The organism is Variovorax sp. KK3, assembly GCF_001984055.1.
Taxonomy (GTDB): Bacteria; Pseudomonadota; Gammaproteobacteria; order Burkholderiales; family Burkholderiaceae_C; genus Variovorax.
On record NZ_LYVO01000087.1, the window covers coordinates 1 to 26,906 of the forward strand.

Here is a 26,906-nt window from a genome sequence, read left to right on the forward strand (position 1 = left end):
CCCACCCGCATCACCTATGCCGACGGCAAGTCCAGCACGCTGGTCTACGACGGGTCGAATTCCATCGGGCAACCGAGCCGACCCAGGCTCCATCATCGAAGGCAATCACCGCACGCGAGAATACGGAGCGGACGGCAGACCCGTCCGAGACTACGACAAAGCCCATCAGGGATACGAGCGTCCGCATGTTCACGACTGGGATGGTGGGGTCAGAGAGCATCCCGGACGTGACTATTCCCCTTGGCCGCGAGGAGAAGGCAAATGACAGACTTGGAAGTGCTCGTCGAATCAACGGTCGATTCGATTCACGTTTCAGCACAAGGCAGAACAGTCGAGATCGCCCTGACTTGCGCCTGGGACAAGGCGCAAAAGAAAATCGCTGCTGTGGGAGTTGAGGATTTTTTGGCTGATGAGTTGAGGCTCTCGAACATCATTCAGGAAGTTCGCTGCTTTGACGCGGAGAATCTTCGGGCCAACGAGTCCGAGGTTGCCGATCGATTGTTCTTCTTGATGCGAGGCAAGTCGCCCTCCCCAGCCGATCTGGTTTGGAAGCCCTTGAAGGCGAAACTCGACTTGATCCGCTCGGGCATCTTGAGGCTGCTGGTAATAGAACCGATCTACGGTGCGACCATGCTTCTTCTCGCGCGAGAAGTACGAATTGAAGCCGTTCTCCGAGAAGCCACCTCTGGGCCATGAAGATGGCTTGGCCTGCCTGCGGAGCGAATCGGCCCTGAATCAGATCAACGCGCCTGAAGCATTCTTGCAACGCGCTTGCAAGGACGCCTAGAACGCCGGCACCAACGACCCCTTGAACTGCGTCTGAATGAACGCCTTCACCTCCGGCGACTGATACGCCGCCACCAGCCGCTTGGCCCAGGGCTTGTCCTTGTCGGCGCGGCGCACGGCAATCAGGTTGGCATAGGGGCTTTGCGGGGATTCCTTGATCACCGCGTCTTTGGCCAGCGACAGACCGGCTTTTTCCGCGTAGTCGTTGTTGATGGCGGCAATGGCCAGGTCGTCGAGCGAGCGCGGCAACTGCGCGGCGTCGAGCGGCACGAGCTTGAGCTTCTTCGGGTTCGTCACCACGTCGAGCGGCGTCGCGTTGTTGTTCTTCACGGCCTCGGGCTTCAGTGTGATGAGGCCGGCCGTTTGCAGCAGCAGCAAGGCGCGGTTGCCGTTCGACGGGTCGTTCTGGATGCCGACCGACGCGCCGTCGGGCAGCGCGTCGATGGACTTGATCTTGCGCGAGTAGAAGCCCAGCGGCGCGGTGATGGTCAGGCCGACCGGCACGATGTCGAAGCCGCGTGCCTTGTTCTGGTTGTCGAGAAAGGGCTGGTGCTGGAAGGCGTTGGCGTCCAGGTCGCCGGCCGCGAGTGCGGCGTTGGGCAGTTGGTAGTCGTTGAAGACCACCACGTCGATCTTGAGGCCGTCGCGCGCGGCGACCTTCTTGACCACCTCGAAGACCTGCTCGGCATTGCCGACGGAGACGCCGACTTTGACGGTGTTCTTGTCCTGCGCGTGGGCGGTGGGGAAGATAGCCAGGGCGGTGAGAGTGGCGATGGCACCGAGGGCGGCGCGGCGGCGGAACGTAGAAGGCATGTCGAAGTCTGCGGTTGCGAAAGAGGCACGAATCTGCCATCACGGGCAGCGCTGGGGAACGAAAGAAGCCGCATGTCGATATCCGTTTCTCGCTTAGGCCGCGTGCGCATAAGCAATCCGCTTTTCGTTCGTTCTCATTCGACGTGGGGCCCGCCATACTCGCCAGCTTTTTGAAAGCGCGATGTCCAGCATTCCCACCCATGCGGGAACGAGACGGCCCCTGATCCGGCTCGAATCCGTGCAGAAATCTTTCGCGCTGCCCAACGGCGAGCGCTTCGACGCCGTGCAATCGCTCTCGCTCGAGATCGCCGAAGGCGAGGTCTTCGGCCTGGTCGGCAAGAGCGGCGCCGGCAAGTCGACACTGCTTCGCCTCATCAATCTGCTGGAGCGGCCCGATGCGGGTGCGGTGTTCGTCGGCGGGCATGATCTGACGACGCTCTCGCGCCGCGAGCTGCGCGACCGACGGCAGAACATCGGGATGATCTTCCAGCAGTTCAACCTGCTGCAGAACGCCACGGTGTTCGACAACGTGGCCTTTCCGCTGCGCATCCACGGCCGCCATTCGCGCGCCGAGATCGATGCGCGCGTGCGCGAATGCCTCGACTTGGTCGGGTTGGCCGAGAAGATCGACAGCTACCCTGCGCAGCTTTCGGGCGGCCAGAAGCAGCGCGTGGCCATCGCGCGCGCGCTCGCGCCGCGACCGCAGGTGCTGCTGTGCGACGAGCCCACATCAGCGCTCGACAGCGAGACCACGCGCGCGCTGCTGGAGACGCTGCGCGCCATCAACCAGAAGATCGGCGTCACGATCGTGATCGTCACGCATGAACTCTCGGTGGTCGAACTGCTGTGCCGGCAGGTCGCCATCCTCGAACAGGGCTGCCTGGTCGAGCAGTTCGCCATCGACGCTGCACCGACCGCCGAGCGCGCGACCGTGCTGGGCCGCGAGATCGATGCGCTGGTGCGACGGCGCGAGCGCGAAGCGCCACCACCACCTGCGCGCCAGCATGCGACCGGAGGGCTGTCGTATGCCTGAGAACATCGCCGCCATCGTGCCCGAGCTGTGGGTCGCCACCGGCCAGACCTTTCTGATGCTGGCCATCGGCCTGTCGGCCGCGGTGCTCATCGGCGGCCCGCTGGGCGTGCTGCTGTTCCTGCTGGGGCCCGGCCAGTCGCTCGACAACCGGCCGGTGTTCCTCGTCTTGAACTGGCTGGTCAACACCGTTCGCTCCTTCCCTTTCATCATCCTGCTCGTCGCGCTGGTGCCCTTCACACGCATCATCGCGGGCACGTCGATCGGTCCGCTGGCGGCCGCGGTGCCGCTGTCGTTCGCGGCCATTCCCTACTTCGCGCGGCTGGTCGACCAGTGCCTGCGCGAGGTGCCACGCGGCGTGATCGAAGCCGCGCACGCGATGGGCGCGAGCGAGCTGCAGATCGTGTGGCGCGTGCTGGTGGTCGAGGCGCGCTCGGGCCTGGTGCTGGCGCTGACCGTGCTGGCCGTGAGCTTCCTGTCGTACTCGGCGATCGCCGGTGTGGTGGGCGGCGGCGGCATCGGCGACCTGGCCATCCGCTACGGCTACTACCGCTTCCAGACGGACGTGATGGTGCTGACTGTGGCGCTGCTCGTGGTGCTGGTGCAGATCCTCCAGTTCGTCGGCAACACGGCTGCGCGCCGACTCGACAAACGTTGATCCATCGTCTTTTTTCCTTCCCCTTCGATCTCATGACCAAAGCAATGCTTCTGCGCCGGACCTTCGTCGCCCTCTCCGTCACCGCCTTGTCGCTGGGCACCCTGACGCTCGACGCGCAGGCCCAAGCCGCCGCCAAGAAGGACCTGGTGATCGGCGGCACCGCCGGCTCCAACATCGACCAGCTCAAGCTCGGCATCGTGCCGATCCTCGAGAAAAAGGGCTACAAGGTGAAGCTCGTCGAGTTCAACGACTACGTGCAGCCCAACCTGGCCTTGGCCCAGGGCTCGCTCGACGCCAACTTCTTCCAGCACACGGTGTACCTGAAGAAGTTCTCGGCCGACCAGAAGCTCGACCTGGTCGAGCTGGTGCAAGGCCCGATCGCGCCGCTGGGCGTGTACTCGACCAATCGGAAATCGCTTGCCGACGTGAAGGAAGGCGACCGCGTCACGCTGCCGAACGACCCCAGCAACCTGGCGCGTGCGCTGGTGCTGCTCGAGCAGAACAAGCTGCTCACGCTCAAGGGCGGCATCGATCCGATCCGCGCGTCGGAAAAGGACATCGCCGAGAACCCGCACAAGCTCAAGTTCATTCCGCTCGAGGCGGCACAGCTGCCGCGGTCGCTGGGCGACACCGAGTATGCGATCGTCAACGGCAACTTCGCGATCTCGTCGGGCCTCAAGCTGACCGAGGCCGTGGCGCTTGAGAAAACGCCCGACCACTACCTGAACGTCGTGGCCGTGAAGCGTGCGGACAAGGACGCACCGTGGGCCAAGGACCTCAGCGACGCCTACCGTTCGAACGAGTACAAGGCGGTCGTCGACACCCGCTTCCAGGGCTACGCCAAGCCGAGCTTCCTGCAGTAAGCGAGGGCCGGGCGCTAGCGGTCCGTTCGCGGGCCGCAGGTGCCCTTCTTGCACTGAGGCCGCTCGTCGAAAAAGCGAAAGCGCACCGCCGGGTCGGCCACCACGCGCTGCGCAAGCCCGCGCTCCCAGGCGAGGTAGTCGGCCCAGACGGCATCACGGCGCGGGCCGAAGACGCGCATGACCGAGCCCCAGTCGTCGTCGAAGGGCGTCAGCAGTTGGTGCGGGGTGAAAGCCGCCTCGACCGGGCGGCCCAGCGCAGACCATGCCGCGGTGCCGCCTTGCAACCAGCCGAAGGCCGACGACGGCCAGCGCCTCGCCGCATCGCGGGCGACGAGCCGCGCGGCTGCACCGTCGGGCGAGCTGAACACCACGCTGCGGCCCGAGCCGAGCAGCGGCGCCAGCATCTGCCCGGCGGCGCGTCGTCCACGGGCTGCGGCTGGAGCGGCAGCGACAGCGCGGACGGGCACTCGCCGGCAAGCACGTGGATCTCGGCCTGATTCAACTGGCCGAGCCAGAAGGCCGTGACCGCGGCCCGCAGCCGATGCGGCTCGTCGATCAGCACGATGCGCGCGTTGCGCGTGCCCACGAGGTTCTCGAAATGCATGAACAACTGGCCGCCGGCCACGCGGCGAACGCCTGCCGGCAGGGCCTGCGACGGCACTGGCCGGAGGTCGAAGACGTAGAGCGAGCGGTCCGCGTCCGATGCGAAGCGCGCGAGACCTTCGGCGTCGATGACGGACAAGGCATGGCGCGAGATGGTGCGATCGGCCAGCGCGCGCAGCACCTCGGGTGATTCGGCGGGGATGTCGTCGACCGCGTCGGCGTTCTGCACCACCGCCCCACCGCGCAGGCCCCAGGCCATCACGCCGTCTTCCAGGAACACCGCATTCGCGCCGCCCAGCAGGCGCAGCGTGGTCGCGCCGAGGATGCCGCGCGTGCGGCTGAAGCAGTTGACGGCCCACAGGTGGTCGTTGTCTTGGGCATTGGCCGGCAGTGCGCGCAGCGCAAGCTCGGTGCCCGGGTAGTTGCGGGCGCCTGCGATCGAGAGAAAGGCGTATTCCTCGCGCGGACGCGCATCGATCAGCGTGATGGGCCGGCCTGCGCGACGGCGCGCGTCGAACTCGGCCAGCGGCAGGGTGGGCGTGCGGTAGTGCTGTCGCGCCAGGTCGCCGAAGGCCTTGACCAGGGTGGCGTAACCGTCGATGACCGGCAGGCCTTCTTGGCGCCACGCGCGAAGCCCGCCGGCGAGACGCCGCACCCGGGTATAGCCGAGCCGGGCAAGCAACCCGGTGGCGCACCCGGCCGGGCCGTCTTCGTCATCGGACTCGTCGACCAGCACGACGGGCGTGCTGCGGCGCGGCACGAAGGCGCCCACCTGCAGTTCGAGCGATGAAAGGGACGCGAGCCGGGCGAGGTTGAGGTGCGCCTCGCAGAACCAGCGCGCCTCGCGAACGTCGAGCAGCGCCAGCTCCGCGTTGCCGAGCAGCAGCGCCTGCAGGTCGAGGGGGGTGATTCGCTGCGCGCTCAAAGGCCGAAGACAGTTGGAAAGCTGCGACTCTAAAGCCAGACCGGCCACCGCGTCATAGAAGCATTTCGCATGTCCACATGCGCAATGGGCGCATGCAGGCGGCACGGCGCTTCCTAAGATCACGGCGGTCCACCGCCATGACGAGCACCGTCCGCCCTTTCGCCTTTCGCCCGACGCGCGCCGTCTGGTGGCGCCACTACGAGCTGCCCACGCTCGTGCTGGCCACGGCGCTCTACGCCGCGTGGGCCTCGCTGCTGTGGTGGCACCGTTCGCTGCCCGGATGGCTGCTGTTCCTGCTCGGCGGCAGCCTGGTGCAGATCCATTCGTCGCTGCAGCACGAGAGCATCCATGCCATGCGCCACCTGACGCGCGGGCTGCGCGCAGGGCTGGTCTGGGCCCCGCTCAACCTCTGGCTGCCCTACGCGCTCTATCACCGCAGCCACAGCGCCCACCACGTCAACTTCCACCTGACGCACCCGGAGAAGGACACCGAAAGCGTCTACCACGCCGCGGAGGACTGGCAGGACTACGGCACGCTGCGCCGATGGATCTACGGCGCCAACCAGACGCTGGCCTTCCGCCTGCTCGTGGGGCCCTGGCTGTGCCTGATCGACCTGGCGCGCAGCGAGGCGGCCCGGCTGCAGGCGCGCGACTTCTCGCATGTCCGCATGTGGCTGCTGCATGCGCTCGGCGTGGCGCCGGTGCTCTTCTTCGTGACGCAGGTCTGCGGCATGGGCCTGGGCACCTACGTGCTGTGCTTCGTGTACCCGGCCATGATGCTGGGCGCGCTGCGCTCCTTCACCGAGCACCGCTGGAGCGACACGCCGCACGGGCGCGTGGCGATCGTCGAGTCGAACCTGCTCTTCGGCCTGCTGTACCTCTACAACAACCTGCACCACGTGCACCACCGGGCGCCTACGATGCCCTGGTACGAGATCCCTTTTCACTTCCGGCGCCACCGCGCCGCGGTGCTCGACGCCAACGGCCACTTCTACTATCGCGGCTATGCCGAGATCGCAAGGCGATACCTGTTCAGGCCGGTTTTCGAGCCCGTGCATCCGCTCTGGTGAAGAAAAAAAGCGGGCCACCAGGGGCCCGCTCAACGCCGCTTCGGGTCGGCGAGGAGACACTCTCACTACGAAGCGTCCCCACTGTACGGCCCGTGCAGCGGCATCACAACGAAGCAAACGCGATAAGCGAATGCGCGTTCGTTCTAAAGAAACTTCATCAGTTTCATCGGCGCTTCGGCCGCGCGCGCCCGCAGCTGGCCGCAGCCGGCGTCGACGTCCTGCCCGGCCGACTGCCGCAGCTTGGTCAGGATGCCGCGCTCGTGCAGCGAATGAGCGATCTGCTCGCAACGCTCCCACGAGGGTCGCCTGTAAGGTGTGTCGTCCACCGCGTTGAAGGGGATCATGTTCAACACGCCGAACTTGCCCGACAGCAGGCGGACGATGCCGTCCATCTCGTCGTCGCCGTCGTTGACGCCGTCGAGCAAGGTCCACTGGTACTGGATCGGGTAGCCGGTGCTGCGCGCGTAGCGCTCGCCGGCCGCGACCACGTCCTCGGGCGTCATGTTCGGCGCGCGCGGCAGCAGGCGCTGTCGCAGGTCGGCCCGGGTGCTGTGCAGCGACAGCGCCAGTGCAGGCTTCACGACCTGCCGGTGCAGCCGCTCGAAGGCACGCGGATCGCCCACGGTCGAGAACACCAGATTCTTGTGGCCGATGTTGCCGACCGTGCCGAGCAGGTCGATCGCTTCCATCACGTTGTCGAGGTTGTGGGCGGGCTCGCCCATGCCCATGAACACGACCTTGCGCACCGGCCGGCGCGTGCGCGCGAGCGCGACCTGGGCCACGATCTCGGCGCTGCCGAGCTGGCGCAGCAGGCCGTCGCGGCCCGTCATGCAGAAGCGGCAGCCGACCGCGCAGCCGACCTGCGAGGAGACGCACAGCGCATCGCGCGGCAAGAGCACGCTCTCCACGGTCTGGCCATCGGCCAGGGCGACGAGCAGGCGCTCGGACCCATCGGCGCCAGGATGCACTGCCTGGATGCGCGCCAGGCCTGCCAGCTCGGCCTCGATGGACGGCAGGGCCGCCAGCAGCGACGACGGGAAGAAGCTCGACGGCAGCCGACGGCCGCTCTCGCGCGGCAGGGCGTGCGACCAGATGCGCAAGACGCGGTGCTCGTGGCTCGGGCCTGCGCCGGCGTCGCGCAGGCGCTGCTTCAGTTCGTGGATTCGCATGCGCTCGTGAGTGGGTGTGCGACAGGGGCGCCCTGGTGCGGCGAGGCCTGCGCTGCGGTTGTACCACCGGCGTGCATCGGCCTCGGGCGCATCGTGTTCAAGCGATCGTCATCAGGCTCGCGTTGCCGCCGGCCGCCGCGGTGTTCGTGCTGACGACGCGCTCGTGAACCAGCGCTTCGAGCGGTGCTTCGGGCGGCGCCTCGTCGGCGCCACGCGCGAATCGCCGCAGGCTGACGATCGGCCCCTCGCGCCCCGCGAGCGTCGCGGCGGCGGAGAGCAGATCGTCGCGGCCGCCTTCGTACAAGGCGACGTCGAAGGCCACACCGGGCGCCGCCCAATCGTTGACCAGCGCGATGGCCTCCTGCACATCCAGTGGAAGGCTGGCGCGCAATGCCGACGTGCCGGCACTCGACGGCCAGATGACGCGGCAGCCGACCAGGAGCGCACCGGCCAGCTGAAAAAGCAGTGCATCGTCCGACTGCGCCAGGCACAGCGCCGACTCGCGCGGGTGCAGCGAGTAGACGTTGGCTTCGCCGGTGGGCCCCACCAACAGGCGCTCGCGCCGCGTGCCGGCCAGCGCCACGAGATCGCGGCAGCTCTGCACCAGCGCAGGATCGCGATGCGACGCCAGCCACGCCAGCAGCGCTTCGACGGCAGCCGGCAGCGGCATCGCGTCGCCTTCGGCCACCGAGCCCGGCAGGCCACGCTCCGTCGCACGCACCAGCACATCCCGCGGCGGCGTGGCGAGCAGGCGGTACATGTACAGCGGCCCGCCGGCCTTGGGCCCGGTGCCCGACAGCCCTTCGCCGCCGAAGGGCTGCACGCCCACGACCGCGCCCACCATGTTGCGGTTGACGTAGACATTGCCCACGTGCGCGCGACGGATCACCTGCTCGACCGTCTCGTCGATGCGCGTGTGCAGCCCCATCGTCAGGCCATAACCGGTGCCGTCGATCTGCGCCATCAGCGCGTCGAGTTCCGGCCGCGCGTAGCGCACCACGTGGAGCACCGGGCCGAAGACCTCGCGCTCCAGTTCTGCGATGCCTTGCAATTCGATGAGGGTCGGCACGACGTAGGTGCCGCCTTCGAGTTCGTCGTGCGAGCTGCGACCGAGGCGGGCGATGCAGCGGCCGCGGGCCCGCATGGCATCGACGTGGTCCTCGATGGTCCGGCGGGCCGCGGCATCGATCACCGGCCCCACATCGGTGGCGAGCGACGACGGCCGACCCACCGCGGCCTCGCCCATCGCGCCGCGCAGCATGTGCAGCAGGCGGTCGGCCACGTCGTCCTGCACGCACAGCAGGCGCAGCGCCGAGCAGCGCTGCCCGGCACTGTCGAAGGCCGAAGCCATGATGTCGACGACCACCTGTTCGAGCAGCGCCGACGAGTCCACGATCATGGCGTTCTGCCCGCCTGTCTCGGCGATGAGCGGCACCGGCGCACCCAGGGGCCCGAGCCGGCCTGCCAGGCTCTGCTGCAGATGGCGCGCCACTTCGGTCGAGCCCGTGAACATGACGCCCTGCACGCGCGCATCGGCCACCAGCCGGGCGCCCACCACCGAGCCCTTGCCGGGCACCAGTTGCAGCGCGGCCATCGGCACGCCGGCCTGGTGCATCAGGCGCACGGCCTCGGCCGCGATCAAGGGGGTTTGCTCGGCGGGCTTGGCCAGGACGGGATTGCCGGCGGCGAGCGCCGCGGCGATCTGCCCGACGAAGATCGCCAGCGGAAAATTCCAGGGGCTGATGCAGACGACGGGGCCCAATGGCCGAAGCGTGCCGTCGTCGAAGTCGGCGCGCGCCTGCGCCGCATAGAAGCGCAGGAAGTCGATCGCCTCGCGCACCTCGGCGATGCCGTTGGCGCAGGTCTTGCCGGCCTCGCGCGCGAGCAGGCCCAGCAGCAGCGGCAGGCGCGCCTGCAGCAGCTCGGCCGATCGTTCGAGCGCGTCGGCGCGCTCGCCCGCAGGCGTCGCGGCCCAGGCCGGAGCGAACGCACCGGCAGTGGCCAGCGCGGCATCGACCTCCTGCTCGCTGGCAGCGCGGACGCGGCCGACGGTGTCGCGGTGGTCGGCCGGGTTGATCACCGGTGCCCACCGTGACTCGTCGGCTTCCGATGCGGAACACGTCGACGGCGCCGCGGTCCACTGCACCTCGGCGCTCTGCACGAGCGCCACTTCGAGCTGGCGAAGGGTCTGTTCGTTCGACAGGTCGAGCCCGAGCGAATTGGCCCGCGCCTGCGCATAGAGCGCCGCCGGGCTCGCGATGGCCGGATGCGGACGCCCCACTCCGCCCTCGCCCTCGCCCTCGGCGGCAGCCATGCGCGCCACCGCGGCCACCGGGTCTTCGACCAGCGACGCCAGCGGAATCGACGGGTCGGCGATGCGATTGACGAACGAGGTGTTGGCCCCGTTCTCCAGCAGGCGCCGCACCAGGTAGGCCAGCAGGGTTTCGTGCGTTCCCACCGGCGCGTAGATGCGGCAGGGCCGTCCCAGCTTGCCGTCGGACGCCGAACCGACCACCTGTTCGTACAGCGGCTCGCCCATGCCGTGCAGGCACTGGAACTCGTACTGCCCCGGCCACCAGCCGGCAGGGTCCGCCAGCGTGTAGATGGCGGCCATGGTGTGTGCGTTGTGCGTCGCGAACTGCGGGTACACCTCGGCCGGTGCGGCCAGCAGCTTGCGCGCGCAGGCGAGATACGCCACGTCGGTGTAGACCTTGCGCGTGTAGACCGGAAAGCCGTCCTGCCCATCGACCTGGGCGCGCTTGATCTCGCTGTCCCAGTAGGCGCCTTTGACCAGCCGCACCATCAGCCGACGGCGACTGCGGCGTGCCAGGTCGACCAGGTAGTCGACCACGAAGGGGCAGCGCTTCTGGTAGGCCTGGATCACGAAGCCGATGCCGTTCCAGGCGGCCAGCGCGGGCTCGAAGCACAGGCGCTCCAGCAGATCGAGCGACAGCTCCAGCCGGTCGGCTTCCTCGGCGTCGATGTTCAGGCCCACGTCGTAGCGGCGCGCGAGCATCGCCAGGCTGCGCACCACGGGGTAGAGCTCGTCCATGACGCGGCCGTGCTGCGCCCGGCTGTAGCGCGGATGTAGGGCCGACAGCTTGATCGAGATGCCCGGGCCCTCGACCACGCCCCGCCCGTTCGATGCCTTGCCGATGGCATGGATCGCCTGCTCGTAGGCATGGCGGTAGCGGTCCGCGTCCTCGGCCGTCATCGCGGCCTCGCCCAGCATGTCGTAGGAATAGCGAAAGCCCTGCGCCTCCAGGTCGCGGGCGTGTTCCAGCGCCTCGGCGATGGTTTCGCCGGTGACGAACTGCTCGCCCATCATGCGCATCGCCATGTCCACGCCCTTGCGGATCACCGGCTCGCCGCCCTTGGCGATGAGGCGCGTGAGCAGGTTCGACAGCGTCGATTCGCTGTGCGTCGCCACCAGCTTGCCGGTCAGCAGCAGGCCCCAGGTGGCCGCATTGACGAAGAGCGACGGGCTGTGCCCCGCATGGTCGCGCCAGTGGCCGCGCGAGATCTTGTCGCGGATCAGCGCATCGCGGGTGGCCGCATCGGGGATGCGCAGCAGGGCCTCGGCCAGGCACATGAGCGCCACGCCCTCCTGCGACGACAGCGCGTATTCCTGCAGCAGGCCCTGGACGAGACCGGCGCGCCCTGTGGCGCCGGTGCGCTCGCGCAGCTGGCGCGCGAGCTGCAGGGCCAGCGCGTCGGTGCGGGCCGACGCGGCGGCGTCCATCGGCGCTTGTGCCAGCAGCGCGGCAACCGCGGCGGGCTCCTCGATGCGGTAGGCCTGCGTGATGCGGTCGCGCAGTTCGGACGGGGCGGCCGGGCCGGCCGCGAATCCGCGGAAGAGGGAAGCGGGGTCGATCTGCGTGCGGTTGTCCATGGGAGCCTGGGCCTGGGCCGTCGATGTGCGAATGATGCCGCTCAGGCCCTGGCGTGCGCCAGGAAGAACCTCATCATTTCAGCGCTCGCATCGATGCCCGACGGGTCCGTGTAGCTGCCGCGCGCACTGCCGCCCGACCAGGCATGCCCCGCCCCGTGCAGCTGCCAATACTCGGCCGCACTGCGACCCGCCGCGTTGGTGTAGACCGTGCGCGTGTAGCGTTGCCCGCCGCTCGACCGGCCCTCGGCGACGCGTGCCGAGGGCTTGGCCCCGGCCGCCTCCGCGTTGGTGCGCGCCGCTTCGAAGATCGCGGCGCCGTTGCTCACGTGCACGGTCGCGTCCGCGTCGCCATGGAAGACGATCGTCGGCGGCATGGCGCTGGCACCGGTCGCGTTGGTCGCTGCAGCCGCACCGCTGCGCATGGCGGCGAGCGCCGACATGAGGTCGGTCGCACTGCCGCTCGGCAAGCCCGAATGCACGCCCACTGCGGCGAACACGTCCGGATAGCAGCGCCCGACGATGTCGGCCATGGCACCGCCCGCGGACAGGCCGGCCACGAACACGCGCGCGGCGTCCACGTGGTGCTCGGCGGTGATCGACTGCGCGAGGGCTGCCAGCACGGCCGGCTCGCCGCGGCCCCGTTGCTGGTGCTGCGGCTTGAACCAGTTCCAGCATTTCTGCGCGTTGGCGCGCTGCGTCTGTTCGGGGTAGACCACCACCACGCCAAGGTCGCGCGCCAGCGCATTCATCTGCGTGCCCGCCGCGAAGTCGGCAGGCCCCTGGGTGCAGCCGTGCAGCATGACGACCATGGGCCGCGGCTCCGGCGTCACACCGGCCGCTGCGGGCGGAAGGTAGAGCTTGTAGGCGAGCGTTCGTCCCTGGTGCGTGAAGCTGCCGTCGATCCAGCGCTCGTCCTCGAAAGTCTCGGCTTCGCGGGGGGCGTCGGCGACGCGCTTTTCCGCGGTCGCAATGTCGGTCTCGATGTCGGTCGCGACGTCGTGCTGCGTTTCGGCGCTGTCGATGACGCGGGTCAGGCCATCGAGCACGAGCGGGTCGTTCGCCGCCTCCGATGCCCGAGCGACGGGCGGCGTCACCGGTTGGCCGACACGGGTCGGCGCAGCGGATTCAGCGCCGGGCACAGTGCCCGGCAGCGCGCCTTTCAGGGCACGCTGGATCGCCTGCGTCGCCTCGTGCAGCTTGCCGCTGCGGGTCAAGCGGGTGGCCTCGGTCATGAGGCGTTGGAGCATTTCGTTCATGGTGGGTCTTTCTTGAGATTCAATGAATCCGCCCGGCCAACGCAGCCTTCACGGCGCTGCTGGCCTGGAGTGACCCGAGGACGGTGATGGAGTCGATGGTGGCGAGCGCCAGTTCGGGCGTCACCTCGTGCCCGATGCTGGCCAGCCCCAGCACGCGGATCTGCAGCTTCTGGCCTGCGGCCCGCGTCGCTTCGAGGTCGGCCGCGCCGAAGTGCTGCAGCCCCAGCACCAGCAACTTGCGGGCCACGGCCTGCTTGAGTGCGTCCGAATGGGTCGCCAGCTGGTTCCGGATGGCCGTGCGGATGAAGTCCGTGCGGTTGGCATAGAAGGTTTCGGCGACCAGCAGATCGATCTGGCCCAGGTCGATGAAGCCCAGGTTGATGGTGATCTTTTCGGAGTCGCCGGCCTTGGCGGGTGGCCGGGTGACGGCGGGCAGCGTGTTCATGTAGCCATCCTAACACCATCCATATGGATGGTGCATAGATGGTTTTTGACAATTTTCGGCCGAAGCCGGGGATTGGCCTTCAGGCGTCCTTGGTCAGCGTCAGCAAGATGGCCGCGTACCAGGCCGCGTTGAGGCCCAGCGACTCGTCCACGTTCAGGTCGCGCGTGCTCATGTCGATGCGGGACGAGTGCACGCCGAGCAGTCGCCACGGCACGGCCTCGCCGGCGGCCGGGTCGCGCATGACGACGGGCGCGCCGCTGGTGCCCCGGTGCGTGCGCGCGTCGGTCAGGAAGAAGCCCTGCCCCTGAAAGCGGATGCCGAAGGCCGACGCAATCACCGCGTGACGCACCACGGGCAGGTGATGCACCGTGTCATGGAAGCCGAGCGGAAAGCCCACGACCAGCAGGTCGCGCCCGACTTCGATCCGGCTCAACTCGCTTTGCAGGTGCGCGGGGGTGAAGCAGCGAATCTCGGCGGTCGGTGGCAGCAGCGCGCGATCGATCTCGATCACCGCCACGTCGATGTCGCCGCCGGAGTCCGAGCCCTGGCGCCACTGGCTCTTGCCGTCCTTGAAGAGCCAGACCGACAGCGCCGCGTAACGCGTCAGATCGACCGCATCGACGTGCAACTCGACCTCGATGCGATTGGGACGGTGATTGCTCGGCGCGTCGTGCAGCACATGCCGGCTCGTCGCGAGAAACAGCCGCTCGTCGCGCTCGAACCAGAAGCCGCTGGCGCCGGTCAGCAGGCGGTCGCCGTCGAAAGTGGAGACTCTTGCAGTCGTCAGGAACAGCGGTTCGATCATGGAGGGGCCTTATCGTCGTGATCGATGCAGGCTACAGCATCGACGGCGACCCGCTGTCATCCCATATCGCCCCCCGCCCTCAGCCACCCCACCGCAAACGAAGACCCGCCCACACCGCGAGCAGCACGCTCGCACCGAACACCCAGCCCGACAGCGCACCGGCCATGGTGCCCGACAACAGTGTGCCGACCGTGCAGCCCAATGCCGTCATTGCACCCCAGCCGAGCAGCAGACCTCCACCCAGCCCGCGCAGCACGTCGCGCACCCGCGGCAGCCGTGGGTTGAATTGGCCGCTGATCAACGCCGCCGCGAAGGCCCCGGCCACCAGCCCGATGACCAGCACGGCGTTGGGCGTTCGCCAGAGCACCTCGGCCACGGCCGTGACACAACCGCCGAAGCCGTCCAGCCCTTCGAGCCGCTTCGGCACCCAACCCTGGGCACTGCCGAGTTCACGCGCGCCGCTGCCGAGCGCGGCGGTCACGCCGAGCGGGCGCAGCCGCAGCACGACCACGGTCGCGATGATGCCGACCGCGAGTCCTCCGAGCCAGTAGTCCCATCGGCCTTCGACCAGGCGGCGCAGCGCGGCGCCGAAGGTCCGCGGCCTTTCGGTGTTCGCGCTTGTCTCCGCAGCGGGCCAATGGCGCCACAGCAGCGCCGCCGCCGCAGCCAGCAACAGGAGCTGCAGCCCAGCCGACCCTGCATAGCCCAGGTGATGCGGAAGCCAGACGACCGGCGCCGTAGCGATGGCCGCCATGTAGAGCCAGTTCCATGAGTTGAAGCCCAGCACGAAGCCGAGCGCGCTGCCCACGAGCGCGAAGGGAGCCGTCGGCGAACCTTCGCCGAGCCGGTACCAGTGCGCGCTGATGCACGAGCCCGACACCACCATGCCGAGCCCGAAGGCCAGGCCCGCCACCACCAGCGCCCAGCTCACGGGGCCGATGTGCGCATCGGGCGGCAGGCGCCCGGGCTGCGGTACCGGAAGCCACCCGCCCATCACGATGTGCATGCCGACCGTGCCCACAGCCAGCGCGACGACGATTGCGAGCAGGCCGCGCGCGTCCCGCCGTTCGATGAAGTCGCGTGCGTGGCAGTAGAAGCAGAAGCGCGAGCGCTGAAGCACGATGCCGAGCACCGCACCCAGGCCGAGTGCGAAGGCGGGCCCTCGGCCGCCGGGCTGCGCGCCGAGCGCGGACACGGCCCACCACACGACTGCCGCAACGAGCACGGCGAGCGCGGGGCGCCACGGAACAGCGCGACGCGTTACCCCGGCCGACAACGAAGCCGCCACCCTTACTTCGACGCCCAGACCGTCCCGGCCGGGTTGTTGACCGGCACGCCGACCGCGTTGCCGTATTCGGTCCATGAGCCGTCGTAGTTGCGCACGTTGTAGCCCAACAGCTTGGTCAGCGCGAACCACGTGTGGCTGGAGCGCTCGCCGATGCGGCAATACGTGATGACGGGCTTGGTGCCGTCGATGCCGACGCCTGCGTAGAGCGCCTTGAGTTCGGCCACCGGCTTGAAGGTGCCGTCTTCGTTCACCGCCCTGCCCCATGGCACGTTGGCCGCGCCGGGGATGTGGCCCGCGCGCACCGCGAGTTCGGCCGCGCCCGGCGGGGCGAAGATCTTGCCGGTGAACTCGTCCGCAGAGCGGATGTCGACCAGCTTCGCGTCAGACTTGCCTTCGGCCACCGCCAGCACGTCCGTCAGGCGCGCGCGCAGCTGCGGATTGGCCTTGGTCACCTTGAAGTTCGTCGCCACGATGTCGGGCGCGCGCGTTTCGAGCGAGCGGTTCTCGGCCTCCCACTTCTTGCGGCCGCCGTCGAGCAGCTTCACGTTCTGCACGCCGTAGGTGTCGAACACCCAGGCACCCCAGGCTGCGAACCAGTTGTTGTTGTCGCCGTAGAGCACCACCGTGCTGTCGTTCGCGACACCGGCGCTCGACAGCAGCTTCTCGAAGTTCACCTGGCTCACGATGTCGCGGCGCACGCGATCGTTGAGGTCGTTGTGCCACGAGAAGTTGGCCGCGCCGGGAATGTGGCCCTTCTCGTACAGGCCCGGGTTCACGCTGACTTCGATGACGCGCAGCTTCGGATTGCGCAGGTTCTTCTCGAGCCAATCGGTCGTGACCAGCGCACCGCTGCCATCGGCGGCGACCTGCGCGAAAGCGGCGGGCGCGGCGGCAACGAAAACCAGCGTGGCGGCGATGGCAGCGCGCCACCCACGGAACGGGACATGCATGAAGTTCCTCCAGAGACGGGGGTGTTGAGATGGAGCCCGCACTCTAGGTGCGCAGGCTTCGCGCACCAACGAACCAATCGCGATATCCGAATGAGCGAAGCATCTAAGGCGACGGCCCAGGGGCCGGCCCGGGCGCCGCTCAGCCCGAACGCCGCTGCCCGGCCAGCCTTCGCACCACCGCTTCGAGACGATCGATCTCGTCGAAGGTGTTGTAGAAGGCCAGCGAAGGCCGCACCGTCGTTTCGACGCCGAAGCGCCGCAGGATGGGCTGCGCGCAATGGTGGCCAGTGCGCACCGCGATGCCTTCTTCGTTGAGCGCCGTGCCCACCTCTTCGGTGCTGTAGCCGGCGAGCACGAAAGACATCACGCTGGCCTTGTCGGCCGCGGTGCCGATCAGCCGCACGCCCGGGATCTTGCCCAGCGCTTCCATGCCGTAGCACAGCAAGGAATGCTCGTAGGCCGCGATGTTCTCGATGCCGATGCGGTTGACGTAGTCGATGGCCGCGCCCAGGCCCACGGCGTCGGCGATGTTGCCGGTGCCGGCCTCGAACTTGTTCGGGATCGGCTGGAACACCGTCTTCTCGAATGTGACGTCGGCGATCATGTTGCCGCCGCCCTGCCACGGCGGCATGTCTTCGAGCACCTCGCGCTTGCCCCAGACCACGCCGATGCCGGTCGGGCCGAACACCTTGTGGCCGGAGAAGACGAAGAAGTCGGCGCCGATGTCCTGCACGTCCACGCGCATGTGCGACACCGATTGCGCGCCGTCGACCAGCGCCTTGGCGCCCGCGCGGTGCGCAAGCTCGACGATGCGCTTGACGGGCACCACGGTGCCCAGCGCGTTCGACACCTGCGTGACGGCGACGATCTTCGTGCGGTCGTTGAGCAGCTTCTGGTATTCGTCGAGCAGCACTTGGCCCGAATCGTCCACCGGAATCACGCGCAGCTTGGCGCCCTTGGCCGACGCGAGTTGCTGCCAGGGCACGATGTTGGCGTGGTGCTCCAGGTTCGAGACGATGATCTCGTCGCCCTCGCCCACGTGCTGCCCGCCCCAGCTCTTGGCCACCAGGTTGATGGCCTCGGTGGTGCCGCGCACGAAGATCACCTCTTCGACTTCGGGCGCGTTGATGAAGGCGCGCACACGCTCGCGCGCGCCTTCGTAGGCGTCGGTGGCGCGCGCCGCCAGCTCGTGCGCGGCGCGGTGGATGTTGGAGTTCTCGTGCTCGTAGAACCACGAGATGCGATCGATCACCGCGCGCGGCTTGTGCGTGGTGGCCGCGTTGTCGAACCACACCAGCTGGCGGCCGTTGACGCGCTCCGACAGCACCGGAAAGTCGCGCCGCACGGCGTTCACGTCGAAGGCCGGGTGCCGCCCTTGCCCGGCCAGCGGCGCCTTGCCGTGCGGTGCCGGCTTGGCCGGCGTGACGTAGCCGCTGGGCAGCACCACGGCGTCGACGAAGTAGAACTTGGGGTCGGCTGAGGGCACGGCCTGCGGCACGCCCGCACCGGCCGGGGCGCCTGAGCGCGGCAGTTCGCCCGGTGCCGGCTGCGTCGCGTGCTGGGCGTGCGCGAATGGTTGGGTCGCCAGTGCGTCGAGCGGGTCGATCGGAACAGGCACAGCCTCGACACCGCGCCCGCCGGGCGACGGGTGGCCGTGCTGGTCGCCGAGAAAGTAGAACGGTGATGCGCCGATGGCCGGATGCTGCGCGGCTTGCGATGCGCTCGCTGCCTTGCCTTCCGGCACACCGAGCACGCCGCCGCCGAAGCGCGGCTCGTAGGCCGGCACGGTGCTGACCACGTTGTCGGGCAGACCGTTCGCCGCCGTGGCGTGCGGCAGCAGCGAAGGCGCGCGGTGCGCGAGCGAAGCCAGCGGCGTCGGCGACGCGGGCAGCAGGTTGGCACCCGGCACCAGCCCCTGCGGAATCGGCGTGCCGGGCACGCCGGGGCCGAAGCCTGCCGGACTCGACAGCGGCGAGCCCGGCGGCGCGATGTTCACAGGCGCCTGCACGCCGGGCGCCGCATTGCCGGGCAGCGCCGCGAACATGGCCGAGGCCATGCGCGCCAGCACGGCGGCATCGAAAGGTGCCTCGAAGCCGGGACCCGAGGGAGGAAGCGAAGTGCTCACCGCGGCTCGCTCTTACTTGTACGTATCCAGGACCGAATAGTCGTGGTACCTGCCCACCTCGACGTCGTCGAGCACCGCCAGCGCGTCGTCGGTGAGCACGGCGAGCGAGCAGTACAGCGAGATCAGGTACGACGCGATGGCGTGATTGTTGATGCCCATGAAGCGCACCGACAGCCCCGGACCCTGCTCGCCGGCCAGGCCCGGCTGGAACAGGCCGACCACACCCTGGCGCTTGTCGCCTACGCGCAGCAGCAGGATCTTGCTCTTGCCGTCGGCCACCGGCACCTTGTTCGACGGAATCAGCGGAATACCGCGCCACGTGATGAACTGCGAGCCGAACAGGCTCACCGTGGGCGGCGGCGTGCCGCGGCGCGTCGCCTCGCGGCCGAAGGCGGCGATGGCCAGCGGATGCGTGAGGAAGAAGGCCGGCTCCTTCCAGACCTTGGTCAGCAGCTCGTCGAGGTCGTCGGGCGTGGGCGCACCGGTCAGCGGAAAAATGCGCTGCTCTTCCGTGACCTGCGCCAGCAAGCCGTAGTCGGGGTTGTTGATGAGCTCGCTCTCCTGGTTCTCCTTGATGGTCTCGATCGTCAGGCGCAGCTGTTCCTTGATCTGGTCATGCGGGCTGCTGTAGAGGTCGGAGATGCGCGTGTGCACGTCCAGCACGGTGCTGACGGCGTTCAGGAAGTACTCGCGCGGATGCTCTTCGTAGTCGACGAAGGTGCGCGGCAGCTGGTTCTCTTCTTCCTTCGCGGTGCAGGTGACCTTGATGGACTCGGGGTTCTTGACCTTGTTGAGGCGGTAGATGCCCGCTTCGACCGGCACCCATTGCAGCAGGTGGGTGAGCCAGCGCGGGCTGATGGTGTCGAGCTGGGGGACGGTCTTGGTGGCGTTGGCGAGCTGGCGTGCGGCGTTGTCGCCAAGGGCGGTGGTGCCACCGACGGTTGCGGTCATGGGGAACTCCGTGGATCAGAAGAACAAAACGGGCGCCAGTGTCCCGGCGCGGGGCCCCGCCTTCAACAGGCTATAGCCGCCAAGTTGATGCGTCGAGCCAGCCGCTGGCGTTCCAGGTCCTCGCAGCGGGCGAGCAGCGCAGCGCTGTGGATGCCCAGCGAATGGGCCAGCTTCTGCGCGGTGACGATCGACGCGATGGCCGCGCCGCGCTCGATCTCGCCCACGTACGAGCGGTTGAGGTCGGAGCGCTCGGCCAGCCGCTCCTGCGACCAGCCCTGCGCTTCGCGCGCCTGGCGCACCACCACGCCGAAGTCCTGGACGAAGGCCTTCATGCCGCGACCCTCCCTGGCGCCTTTTGCAGGCTGGCCTGGGTCACGCTGGCGCCGGGGGCCACGTCGTCGGTCACCCAGACGTTGCCGCCGATGGTCGCGCCCTTGCCCAGCGTCACGCGGCCCAGGATGGTGGCGCCGGCGTAGATGACCACGTCGTCCTGCACCACCGGGTGGCGCGGCAGGCCCTTCTGCAGATGCCCGGTGTCGTCGGTGGGGAAGCGCTTGGCGCCCAGCGTCACGGCCTGGTACACGCGCACGCCCTGGCCGATGACGGCCGTCTCGCCGATGACGACGCCGGTGCCGTGGTCGATGAAGAAGCCCGGGCCGATGGTCGCGCCCGGATGGATGTCGATGCCGGTCTGCGAATGCGCGAGCTCGGCCACGATGCGCGCCAGCAGCGGTAGCCCGAGCGTGTAGAGCTGATGGGCCAGGCGGTGATGAATCATCGCCAGCACGCCCGGGTAGCACAGCAGCACCTCGTCGACGCTGCGGGCGGCCGGGTCGCCCTGGTAGGCGGCGAGCACATCGGTGTCGAGCAGCCGGCGCAGGCCCGGCAGCGCCGCGCCGAAGGCACGCACCGCCAGCGCGGCCTGCTCGTCGATCGCTTCAGCCAAGGGTGCCGCGTGCCGCGCGCTGAAGTTCAGCTCGAGCCGTGCTTGCGTCAGCAGGCCCTGCAGGGCTGCGTCGAGCGTGTGGCCGACGTAGAAGTCCTCGTTCTCGTGGTGCAGGTCCTGCGGGCCCAGCCGCATCGGAAACAGCGCGCCCTTGAGCGATTCCACGATGCCGGCCAGTGCTTCACGCGACGGAAATTCACGTGGGCCCAGCTCGCGCGAGCGCTTCTGCGCATCGCGCCATTCGTCGCGGGCCGCGCGCAGCGCGCGCACCACCTCGCTCACGTCGACATGAGCCATCACTTCCTCCTCGACTTCTCTTGTGTTCTTCTGGTGCGACGCGCTACGTCAGTCCTGCACCCATGGCAGGCCGTGAAAGCGCCAGCCGTCGGCCCGACCACGGTGCTGCGCATCGTCGATCTCGCCCTCGAAGCCTTCGAACACGTTGAACACGTGCGCGAAGCCCGCCTTCGCGGCTGCCTCGGCCGCCAGCTTCGACCGCTTGCCGCTGCGGCACAGCAGCAGCGCCACGGCCTGCTTGCCGCCGTCCTTCGACAGCCGTGCTTCGAGTTCGCGCTCGAAGCGCGGGTTGCGCGTCAGTGCGGTGCCCGTGGCCCACGGCACGTGAAGGCTCTGCGGCACGTGCCCGACGAACTTGCGCTCTTCGCCCGAACGCACGTCGACCAGCACGGCCTGCTGCGCCTCGACCAGCGCCCAGGCATCTTGCGGACGCACGCCACCGGCATGGGCCCAACCCTGCGCTTCGGCTTGTGCATGGGCTTCCAGCAACACCTCGGGCAGAACGGCTTCTTCGACTTCCAACGACATCGCGCTTGACTCCTTGTTGATACGGACTCGCACCACGGGTGGTGGCGATAGCCATCAATGTAGGAGCGCGGCCCGCGATTCCCAACGAATGAAAAGTGGGTTTCTAAGAACGATCTCAGCTAAGCAAGCGCTGCGGCTCGAGCAGTGCTCGTCAGCGCAGGCATCAGAAGGTCCAGCGCGCACTGACCCGCGCGCTGCGCGGCTCCATCGGATGCACGTGCCGGCCGTCGATGCCGCCGCCACAGACGCCGCTCGCGACCTCGCCCGCGGTGCAGGATGCATAGGCGTATTCGATGTCGTTGCCCTTGCGGCCCGCGATGTTGAACACGTCCAGGCCCAAGGTGAGATGCGGGTTCAAGGCGTAGCGCACACCCACGTTGAGCAGCGTGGTCGACCGCGAGAGCACGCTGTTCAGCGTGTCGAGCGAACGCGGCCCGAGGTAGCGCAGGCGCAGCGATGCCGTGAGCGGGCCGTCGGCGTAGGTCACGCCGGCCGCCAGCACCTTTTCGACGGCGTTGTCGACGTAGTTGCCTTCGCCTTCGGGCGCCAAGCCACGAAAGCGCGCACGCGACAAGGCGCCGTCGACCTCGAAGCGCCAGGCGCGGTCGAGCTTCCAGCGCAGCGTGGCCTCGATGCCGCGACGGCTGCTGGCACGGCCCGGCTCGGTGGTGCCGGCATCGCCGACGTACACCAGCTCCGAGTCCAGCCGCAGCTGCCAGAGCGCCACGGTCGCCGTGAGGTTCTCGTCGGGTTGAAAGCGCCAGCCGAGTTCGGCGCCACGGCCTTTCACCAGCGCCGGCACGCGATCGGCCGGCAAGCCGCTGGCCGGGTCGATGGCGATGGTCGCACCGCGCACGTCGTTGCTGTGGAAGCCGACGCCCGCATTCACGTAGAACTCGTGCTGCGGCGTCAGCGCGAAGGCCAGGCCGGCCTTCGGACTCGCGATGGCATCGTGGCCCTTGCCGCTGTTGAGCGCGCCGTAGACCGGCTCGCGCCCCTCGACGCGGTAGCGCAGCGCGTCGCCGCGCAGGCCCACGTAGCCGCGCAGCCGGTCGGTGAAATACACGAGCTGCTGGCCGTACACCGAGAACAGGTCTTGCGCCACCTTGTCGTTGCGAACGGTCGAAAGCCGCTCGCGCGCCTGCGTGTCGTAGAGCCCCACCTCGGCGATGCGGTCGCCGCGCCATTGCGCGCCGAAGCTGAACACGCCGTCGAGCCCGCCGAAGCGAGTGGGCAGCGTGCGCGCGGCCTGCGCGCCGAAGATGCGGCGCCGGTCGGTCTGCTCGAACTGGTCGCCGTTCACCGGGTTGTTCAGGAAGTAGGTGAAGTCCGAGAAAAGGTCGAAGCGGTAGTCGATGACGTAGGCGCTCAAGGTGGTCGCGCTGCCGTCCGAGCCCTTGTCGAACCACTTGCCCGACAGGCTGAGGCGCTGCGTCTTGCCGCCGTCGGTGGGGTTGAGCGAGCCGAAGCGCGGCAGTTCGCCGCTGTCGATCAGGCGCTCGGGCACCTGGTCGGTCGAGGTCCAGCGGCTCTTGTAGGCCATGCCGGTGATGCTGAAGCCGCGCGTGGGCGAGCCCTGCGAATAGCGCAGCACGGCGTTGGCCTTGCGCAGGCGCTCCGGCACGACCCAGGGGCCGTCGTTGCCTTCGATCTCGACGGCGCCGAGCCAGGTCTGGTCCTGCACGGTGCGCGAGCCGGCCGCGAGCAGGCGGCGAAAGTTGTTCGTGCCGAGCGTGAGTTCGGCAAACGGCGCCTCGAGCGCGCTGAAGTAGTCGAGCGTCGCGCTGCCGGCGAGCGAGAAGTCGCCGCTCTCTGCGAAGTACGGCCCCTTGCGGTAGCGCACGCCCGACACCAGCTCGGGAATCAGGAAGTTGAGGTCCGCGTATCCCTGCCCATGCCCGTGGGTCGGCATGTTGACCGGCATGCCGTCGACGGTAACGGCGAAGTCGGTGCCGTGGTCGAGGTTGAAGCCGCGCAGGAAATACTGGTTGGCCTTGCCGTCGCCCGAATGCTGGGTGGCGACCACGCCGGGCACCGCCTCGACGATGTCGCCCGGCCGCAGCTTGGGCCGCGACTGGAACGATTCACGCTCGGCCGCGCCCTCGCTGGCGCTGTCGGCGGTGCCGATGGCGGCATCGCGCGGGCCGCGTACTTCCACTTCGGGCAGGTGCCCGGGTTCCGGCGCCGGCGGAGATTGCGCGAGCGCCGGCGCTGCGGCAGCTGCCGCGAGGCATAGGGTGAGTTTCAGCACGGTGGCTCTTTTCGGATGTCGAGGTGGATCGGGGAGGTCAAATCGCCGCGCGCGGCCGCAAAAGGAGCGGCGAGCGCGCGCAGCAATGGCCGCGCATCGCCGACGCGTCGGCGATGCAGCGTCGGGCGCAGGGAACGCGCAGGCACGCTGGCGCCGGGCACGGCGCCTCGCGGGTGCGCTCGGTGAACCCTCAGGCTCGACAGGGTGGGCGCTCGATGCGCCGCACGTGCGCGGGCGGCATCGCCGCCTGCGTCCACGTCGCCCATGCCGCGTCGGCGGTCGCCGTCGGCACGGGGATGCGCTCGCCGCTGGCTGCGGCGAGGAACAGGAAGGACGCGCTGCCTTGCGCGACATCGGCGGCGAGGCCGGCTTCCAGGCCCGGTGGCTCTTCGAGCATCACGCTTGCATCGTCGTGTGCATGGTGGTGCCGGACGCCCGCTTCGTGCGCGAAGACGTGCGCAGCTTCGTCGCGGGCGGCCGCCACGGCCAGCTCGTCGTGCTGCACCCGGCGGAAGTCGCGCCAGCCCGCCATCGGATCGTGAGCGCCGCCATCGGGTGCGTTCACCGCATGCGAATGCCTCGGCCCCAGCAGACCGGCCACGATGGCCGATGCGGCCTGCAGCGGCAGGCACACGATCATGCAGACGACGACCAGGCGGCGCGCGACGCGGTGTGCAGCGGCTGCCAAGCGGGCCGGGCTCATACGGGCAGCCACTTCAGGTCGAACACCCGCTCCACGAACCACAGCGTGGCCACGGCCACCGCGAACACCGAGCCCGTTCGCAGCACCACCGCCTTGTAGGCACTCCAGTGCCGCAGGGCCAGCAGGGCCGACAGCGCCAGCGTGACGATCAACAGCTGTCCCGCCTCCACGCCCAGGTTGAATGCGAGCAGCGCGGTCACGAAGCTGCCCGCCGGCAACTCCAGCTCGCCCAGCACGCCGGCGAAGCCGAAGCCGTGGATCAGGCCGAAGAGGAAGGCGAACACGCGGCGCCGGCCGCGCAGCAGGGGAACCAGGTTGTCGAGGGCGGCCACGATGATGGTGAGGGCGATGGCAGGCTCGATGACGCGCGGCGACAGGCTCACCCACTTGAGCCCGGCGAGCGCCAGCGTGATCGAATGGCCCAGCGTGAACATGGTCACGATGCCCACCATCGGCCAGACCGCCTGGCGCCAGCCGTCCACCGCCACCCAGCCGCCCGCACGCCGCTGCAGCACCGCCGGCAGCAGCAGGCAGAGCAGGAACAGGATGTGGTCGTAGCCGATCAGGATGTGGTGGATGCCGTCGCGGAAGAAGCTGGCGCTGTCGGGTGCGGCCACTGCGGCGGCCGACGTTGCCACGGCATCGCCGTCGCGCCGCGGGAGCGCGACGGCGACCGGCCCGGCCATCGGGTCGAGCGAGCGCAGCACGGGTGCGGTGCCGGCGCCGGTCTCGACGCGCAGCAGTCCGCGGTGCGTCGGGTCGATCTCGCGGAACAGCGAATAGTCGATCGCCAGCGAGGCGCCGGGCTCACAGCGCGCCTGCATCTGCAGAACCAGGTAGGCGCCATCGACGCGCTTCTCGATGGCGGGCGGCTGCGCGTCGGCCGGCGCACAGGCGCCTTGCTGCAGGCGCAGGTGCGCGAGCGCGTAGGCTCGGATGTCGTCGAGGCGGGAACGGACCTCGCCCCAGCTCAGGCGCTGGTCGTCGTCGCGATCGAGTTGGAGCAGCACGTCGAGGTCGCGCAGCGCGATGTCCCAGCGCAGCGCGAGGCCGTCGCCGGTGCGCGTCATCTGCAGATAGGCGTCGCTCGCCTTGTGAGCAAAGGCCGGGCCGGCCAGCAGGCCCAGCAGCCCGAACAGGATGGCGGCGGCGAAGCGTCTCATGTCAGAGCAACGCAGCGATGCGCGCATCGCGCAGGCCGATCTGCTGCATCAAGGCCTTGACCTCGCGGCGCGCCGCATCGTCGTTGGCCGCGGCCGCAGCGCGCGCGAGCACCAGCAGGTCGACGGGCTCGCGCTGCAGTTGCACGTTGAGTCGCGCCAATGCCAGTGCGCGTGCCGCATCGCCCTGCACGTCGAGCGCGAACATCGCCTGTTCGCGCGCGTGCAGCGCCGCGGCGCCAGGGCGCTCGGCCGAGGCCTGGAAGCGGGCCTGCAGTTCGTCGGCATCGCGCCGGGCCGAGGCGTCGGGCTTCGAGACGGACGAGGCCGCCGACGGAGACGTTGACGGACGACGCACCTGCCGCTCGGCCGCAATGGCCAGGCGTAGCAGCACCGCGTCGCTGCGCGCTTCGGCCTTCAGCAATGCCGGCACTTCGCCGGCGCGGTTCTGCGAGATCAGGAAGTCGCTGTAGGCCAGCACGTCGTAGCCCGTGCGTTCGATGCCCAGCGCCTCGCGATAGGCGGCTTCGGCGGCCGCGGGGCGGCCCGCCAGCTCTTCGACTTCGGCCACCGTGGTCAGCAGCCATTGGCGCGTGGCGCCCTGCCCCGCATCCTGCAGTTGGGGTTGGCGCAGCAGCGTCTGCAATGCGTCGCGCGCTGCGCGGTGGTCGCCGCGCAACCCCGCGTTCTCGGCCAGGCAGGCGCTCGCATACAGCGCGGGGCCGGCACGGCCCAGCGCGCGGCAGGCATCGTCCGATTCGGCGTAGCGCCCGCGCACCCGCAGGATGGTGGCGAGCGTGATCCAGGCCTGCGCGTGGCTCGGCTGCCGCGCCAGCGCCGATTTCAACGATGCCTCGGCGCCGTCGAAATCGTGAAGGAACTGCGCCACGGTGGCCCGCATGACCAACACGTCCGGCGGCGTGGTCGCGGCCGCTGCCGGCTCCCAGGCGGCCAGGGCGCCCATCGCGTAGCCGGCGTAACGGGCATCGCCTTGGGCACGCGCCAGTTCGAGGTAAGCACGGGCCGCGGCGATGGCCACGCGCTCGTCGCGCGGGCTCCGGGCGAGCGCCTGGCGCAAGCCGCGCTCGTTGCGCGACCAGCCCGCCACCAAGGGCAATGTTTCGACGATCTCGTCGTCGTTCGACGGCACACGCGGCGCGGCGAACGCGATGCCGGCCGTCGCCGCGACGACCAGCACCATCCCTCGCACGACGCGCCATGCAGCCGAAGACACGCCATCGACCCTCACGGGGCCGCCTAGAAGTTCACGGCTTCGGCGGAGTCGCTGACCGGCGCCGTCGCGCTGCCAAGGTCCAGGGGCTCGCTGTTGTCCAGCGCGGTGGCCACCAAGGTCTTCATATAGGAGATGAAGGCGTCCGTGCTTTCCAGCGC

24 protein-coding genes are annotated in these 26,906 nt (G+C 69.0%); 5 read left to right on the forward strand and 19 right to left on the reverse strand.

Annotation, left to right across the window (positions count from 1 at the left end; translation table 11 throughout):
* Positions 1 to 270: 270 nt before the first annotated feature.
* Positions 271 to 696 carry a hypothetical protein gene (locus tag B0W80_RS28960; RefSeq protein ID WP_143684822.1) on the forward strand — a complete coding sequence of 142 codons (426 nt, stop codon included), beginning with the start codon at positions 271 to 273 and terminating at the stop codon, positions 694 to 696.
* 87 nt (positions 697 to 783) lie between these two features.
* Here B0W80_RS28960 and B0W80_RS28965 read toward each other — a convergent pair whose 3' ends face one another.
* The gene (locus tag B0W80_RS28965; RefSeq protein WP_077002615.1) at positions 784 to 1,599 is read right to left on the reverse strand and encodes a MetQ/NlpA family ABC transporter substrate-binding protein; all 816 of its coding nucleotides are present in this window, start codon (positions 1,597 to 1,599) and stop codon (positions 784 to 786) included.
* A gap of 181 nt (positions 1,600 to 1,780) precedes the next feature.
* On the opposite strand from B0W80_RS28965, the gene B0W80_RS28970 reads away from it, so the two are divergent.
* Genes B0W80_RS28970 through B0W80_RS28980 form a run of 3 tightly spaced genes read left to right on the forward strand, consistent with a single transcriptional unit; the run spans position 1,781 to position 4,150 of the window.
* Positions 1,781 to 2,632, forward strand: a complete 852-nt coding sequence (locus B0W80_RS28970) for a methionine ABC transporter ATP-binding protein (RefSeq protein WP_077002616.1) — start codon at positions 1,781 to 1,783, stop codon at positions 2,630 to 2,632.
* Positions 2,625 to 3,287 carry a methionine ABC transporter permease gene (locus B0W80_RS28975; RefSeq protein WP_077002617.1) on the forward strand — a complete coding sequence of 221 codons (663 nt, stop codon included), beginning with the start codon at positions 2,625 to 2,627 and terminating at the stop codon, positions 3,285 to 3,287. The genes B0W80_RS28970 and B0W80_RS28975 overlap by 8 nt, the downstream gene beginning before the upstream one ends.
* Before the next feature lie 44 nt (positions 3,288 to 3,331).
* A complete protein-coding gene (locus B0W80_RS28980; protein ID WP_373039217.1) occupies positions 3,332 to 4,150 on the forward strand; it encodes a MetQ/NlpA family ABC transporter substrate-binding protein in 819 nt (272 codons plus the stop codon).
* A gap of 14 nt (positions 4,151 to 4,164) precedes the next feature.
* On the opposite strand, the gene B0W80_RS36330 is transcribed toward B0W80_RS28980, so the two are convergent.
* Positions 4,165 to 4,329, reverse strand: a complete 165-nt coding sequence (locus tag B0W80_RS36330) for a hypothetical protein (protein WP_256856714.1) — start codon at positions 4,327 to 4,329, stop codon at positions 4,165 to 4,167.
* 29 nt (positions 4,330 to 4,358) lie between these two features.
* Positions 4,359 to 5,678: a rhodanese-like domain-containing protein gene (locus B0W80_RS28985; RefSeq protein ID WP_256856715.1), complete on the reverse strand. Its 1,320-nt coding sequence runs from the start codon at positions 5,676 to 5,678 to the stop codon at positions 4,359 to 4,361.
* Between the two features lie 137 nt (positions 5,679 to 5,815).
* Between B0W80_RS28985 and B0W80_RS28990 the strand changes: the two genes are divergently transcribed.
* Positions 5,816 to 6,748, forward strand: coding sequence for a fatty acid desaturase (locus B0W80_RS28990; RefSeq protein WP_077002619.1), 933 nt, complete (start codon positions 5,816 to 5,818; stop codon positions 6,746 to 6,748).
* A gap of 143 nt (positions 6,749 to 6,891) precedes the next feature.
* Here B0W80_RS28990 and B0W80_RS28995 read toward each other — a convergent pair whose 3' ends face one another.
* From B0W80_RS28995 to B0W80_RS29070, 16 genes are all read right to left on the reverse strand, one after another.
* Positions 6,892 to 7,917 (reverse strand): RNA methyltransferase, encoded by a 1,026-nt coding sequence (locus B0W80_RS28995; protein ID WP_077002620.1) that lies wholly within the window; start codon positions 7,915 to 7,917, stop codon positions 6,892 to 6,894.
* Positions 7,918 to 8,014: 97 nt separating this feature from the next.
* On the reverse strand, positions 8,015 to 11,809 hold the full coding sequence (putA, locus tag B0W80_RS29000) for a trifunctional transcriptional regulator/proline dehydrogenase/L-glutamate gamma-semialdehyde dehydrogenase (protein ID WP_077002621.1): 3,795 nt from the start codon (positions 11,807 to 11,809) through the stop codon (positions 8,015 to 8,017).
* 41 nt (positions 11,810 to 11,850) lie between these two features.
* A complete protein-coding gene (locus B0W80_RS29005; RefSeq protein WP_077002622.1) occupies positions 11,851 to 13,065 on the reverse strand; it encodes a PHB depolymerase family esterase in 1,215 nt (404 codons plus the stop codon).
* A 19-nt stretch (positions 13,066 to 13,084) separates the two neighbouring features.
* Positions 13,085 to 13,510 (reverse strand): CopG family transcriptional regulator, encoded by a 426-nt coding sequence (locus tag B0W80_RS29010; RefSeq protein ID WP_077002623.1) that lies wholly within the window; start codon positions 13,508 to 13,510, stop codon positions 13,085 to 13,087.
* Between the two features lie 79 nt (positions 13,511 to 13,589).
* The gene (locus B0W80_RS29015) at positions 13,590 to 14,315 is read right to left on the reverse strand and encodes a serine protease (RefSeq protein WP_077002624.1); all 726 of its coding nucleotides are present in this window, start codon (positions 14,313 to 14,315) and stop codon (positions 13,590 to 13,592) included.
* Positions 14,316 to 14,394: 79 nt separating this feature from the next.
* Positions 14,395 to 15,603 carry a YeeE/YedE family protein gene (locus B0W80_RS29020; RefSeq protein ID WP_373039214.1) on the reverse strand — a complete coding sequence of 403 codons (1,209 nt, stop codon included), beginning with the start codon at positions 15,601 to 15,603 and terminating at the stop codon, positions 14,395 to 14,397.
* Between the two features lie 2 nt (positions 15,604 to 15,605).
* The gene (locus B0W80_RS29025) at positions 15,606 to 16,553 is read right to left on the reverse strand and encodes a sulfurtransferase (protein WP_077002626.1); all 948 of its coding nucleotides are present in this window, start codon (positions 16,551 to 16,553) and stop codon (positions 15,606 to 15,608) included.
* Between the two features lie 139 nt (positions 16,554 to 16,692).
* A complete protein-coding gene (locus B0W80_RS29030) occupies positions 16,693 to 18,609 on the reverse strand; it encodes a family 2A encapsulin nanocompartment cargo protein cysteine desulfurase (protein ID WP_077002635.1) in 1,917 nt (638 codons plus the stop codon).
* Between the two features lie 81 nt (positions 18,610 to 18,690).
* Positions 18,691 to 19,629 carry a family 2A encapsulin nanocompartment shell protein gene (locus B0W80_RS29035; RefSeq protein ID WP_077002627.1) on the reverse strand — a complete coding sequence of 313 codons (939 nt, stop codon included), beginning with the start codon at positions 19,627 to 19,629 and terminating at the stop codon, positions 18,691 to 18,693.
* A gap of 62 nt (positions 19,630 to 19,691) precedes the next feature.
* Positions 19,692 to 19,961, reverse strand: coding sequence for a helix-turn-helix domain-containing protein (locus B0W80_RS29040; protein WP_077002628.1), 270 nt, complete (start codon positions 19,959 to 19,961; stop codon positions 19,692 to 19,694).
* On the reverse strand, positions 19,958 to 20,872 hold the full coding sequence (gene epsC, locus B0W80_RS29045; RefSeq protein WP_077002629.1) for a serine O-acetyltransferase EpsC: 915 nt from the start codon (positions 20,870 to 20,872) through the stop codon (positions 19,958 to 19,960). The genes B0W80_RS29040 and epsC overlap by 4 nt, the downstream gene beginning before the upstream one ends.
* Positions 20,873 to 20,920: 48 nt before the next feature.
* A complete protein-coding gene (locus B0W80_RS29050; protein WP_077002630.1) occupies positions 20,921 to 21,400 on the reverse strand; it encodes a rhodanese-like domain-containing protein in 480 nt (159 codons plus the stop codon).
* A 163-nt stretch (positions 21,401 to 21,563) separates the two neighbouring features.
* The gene (locus B0W80_RS29055) at positions 21,564 to 23,558 is read right to left on the reverse strand and encodes a TonB-dependent receptor (protein ID WP_256856717.1); all 1,995 of its coding nucleotides are present in this window, start codon (positions 23,556 to 23,558) and stop codon (positions 21,564 to 21,566) included.
* A gap of 283 nt (positions 23,559 to 23,841) precedes the next feature.
* The gene (locus tag B0W80_RS29060) at positions 23,842 to 24,339 is read right to left on the reverse strand and encodes a hypothetical protein (RefSeq protein ID WP_179107046.1); all 498 of its coding nucleotides are present in this window, start codon (positions 24,337 to 24,339) and stop codon (positions 23,842 to 23,844) included.
* A gap of 11 nt (positions 24,340 to 24,350) precedes the next feature.
* Positions 24,351 to 25,517, reverse strand: a complete 1,167-nt coding sequence (locus B0W80_RS29065; protein WP_077002633.1) for a HupE/UreJ family protein — start codon at positions 25,515 to 25,517, stop codon at positions 24,351 to 24,353.
* Between the two features lies 1 nt (position 25,518).
* Positions 25,519 to 26,748, reverse strand: coding sequence for a hypothetical protein (locus tag B0W80_RS29070; RefSeq protein ID WP_256856716.1), 1,230 nt, complete (start codon positions 26,746 to 26,748; stop codon positions 25,519 to 25,521).
* Between the last annotated feature and the right edge of the window lie 158 nt (positions 26,749 to 26,906).

What these genes read in the sequence shown, in the direction of transcription:
- B0W80_RS28965 (WP_077002615.1), bottom strand. Translation starts at nt 1,599, where the DNA reads ATGCCTTCTACGTTCCGCCGCCGCGCCGCCCTCGGTGCCATCGCCACT.
- B0W80_RS28970 (WP_077002616.1), top strand. Translation starts at nt 1,781, where the DNA reads ATGTCCAGCATTCCCACCCATGCGGGAACGAGACGGCCCCTGATCCGG.
- B0W80_RS28975 (WP_077002617.1), top strand. Translation starts at nt 2,625, where the DNA reads ATGCCTGAGAACATCGCCGCCATCGTGCCCGAGCTGTGGGTCGCCACC.
- B0W80_RS28980 (WP_373039217.1), top strand. Translation starts at nt 3,332, where the DNA reads ATGCTTCTGCGCCGGACCTTCGTCGCCCTCTCCGTCACCGCCTTGTCG.
- B0W80_RS36330 (WP_256856714.1), bottom strand. Translation starts at nt 4,329, where the DNA reads ATGCGCGTCTTCGGCCCGCGCCGTGATGCCGTCTGGGCCGACTACCTC.
- B0W80_RS28990 (WP_077002619.1), top strand. Translation starts at nt 5,816, where the DNA reads ATGACGAGCACCGTCCGCCCTTTCGCCTTTCGCCCGACGCGCGCCGTC.
- B0W80_RS28995 (WP_077002620.1), bottom strand. Translation starts at nt 7,917, where the DNA reads ATGCGAATCCACGAACTGAAGCAGCGCCTGCGCGACGCCGGCGCAGGC.
- putA (WP_077002621.1), bottom strand. Translation starts at nt 11,809, where the DNA reads ATGGACAACCGCACGCAGATCGACCCCGCTTCCCTCTTCCGCGGATTC.
- B0W80_RS29005 (WP_077002622.1), bottom strand. Translation starts at nt 13,065, where the DNA reads ATGAACGAAATGCTCCAACGCCTCATGACCGAGGCCACCCGCTTGACC.
- B0W80_RS29010 (WP_077002623.1), bottom strand. Translation starts at nt 13,510, where the DNA reads ATGAACACGCTGCCCGCCGTCACCCGGCCACCCGCCAAGGCCGGCGAC.
- B0W80_RS29015 (WP_077002624.1), bottom strand. Translation starts at nt 14,315, where the DNA reads ATGATCGAACCGCTGTTCCTGACGACTGCAAGAGTCTCCACTTTCGAC.
- B0W80_RS29025 (WP_077002626.1), bottom strand. Translation starts at nt 16,553, where the DNA reads ATGCATGTCCCGTTCCGTGGGTGGCGCGCTGCCATCGCCGCCACGCTG.
- B0W80_RS29030 (WP_077002635.1), bottom strand. Translation starts at nt 18,609, where the DNA reads ATGGCCTCGGCCATGTTCGCGGCGCTGCCCGGCAATGCGGCGCCCGGC.
- B0W80_RS29035 (WP_077002627.1), bottom strand. Translation starts at nt 19,629, where the DNA reads ATGACCGCAACCGTCGGTGGCACCACCGCCCTTGGCGACAACGCCGCA.
- B0W80_RS29040 (WP_077002628.1), bottom strand. Translation starts at nt 19,961, where the DNA reads ATGAAGGCCTTCGTCCAGGACTTCGGCGTGGTGGTGCGCCAGGCGCGC.
- epsC (WP_077002629.1), bottom strand. Translation starts at nt 20,872, where the DNA reads ATGGCTCATGTCGACGTGAGCGAGGTGGTGCGCGCGCTGCGCGCGGCC.
- B0W80_RS29050 (WP_077002630.1), bottom strand. Translation starts at nt 21,400, where the DNA reads ATGTCGTTGGAAGTCGAAGAAGCCGTTCTGCCCGAGGTGTTGCTGGAA.
- B0W80_RS29065 (WP_077002633.1), bottom strand. Translation starts at nt 25,517, where the DNA reads ATGAGACGCTTCGCCGCCGCCATCCTGTTCGGGCTGCTGGGCCTGCTG.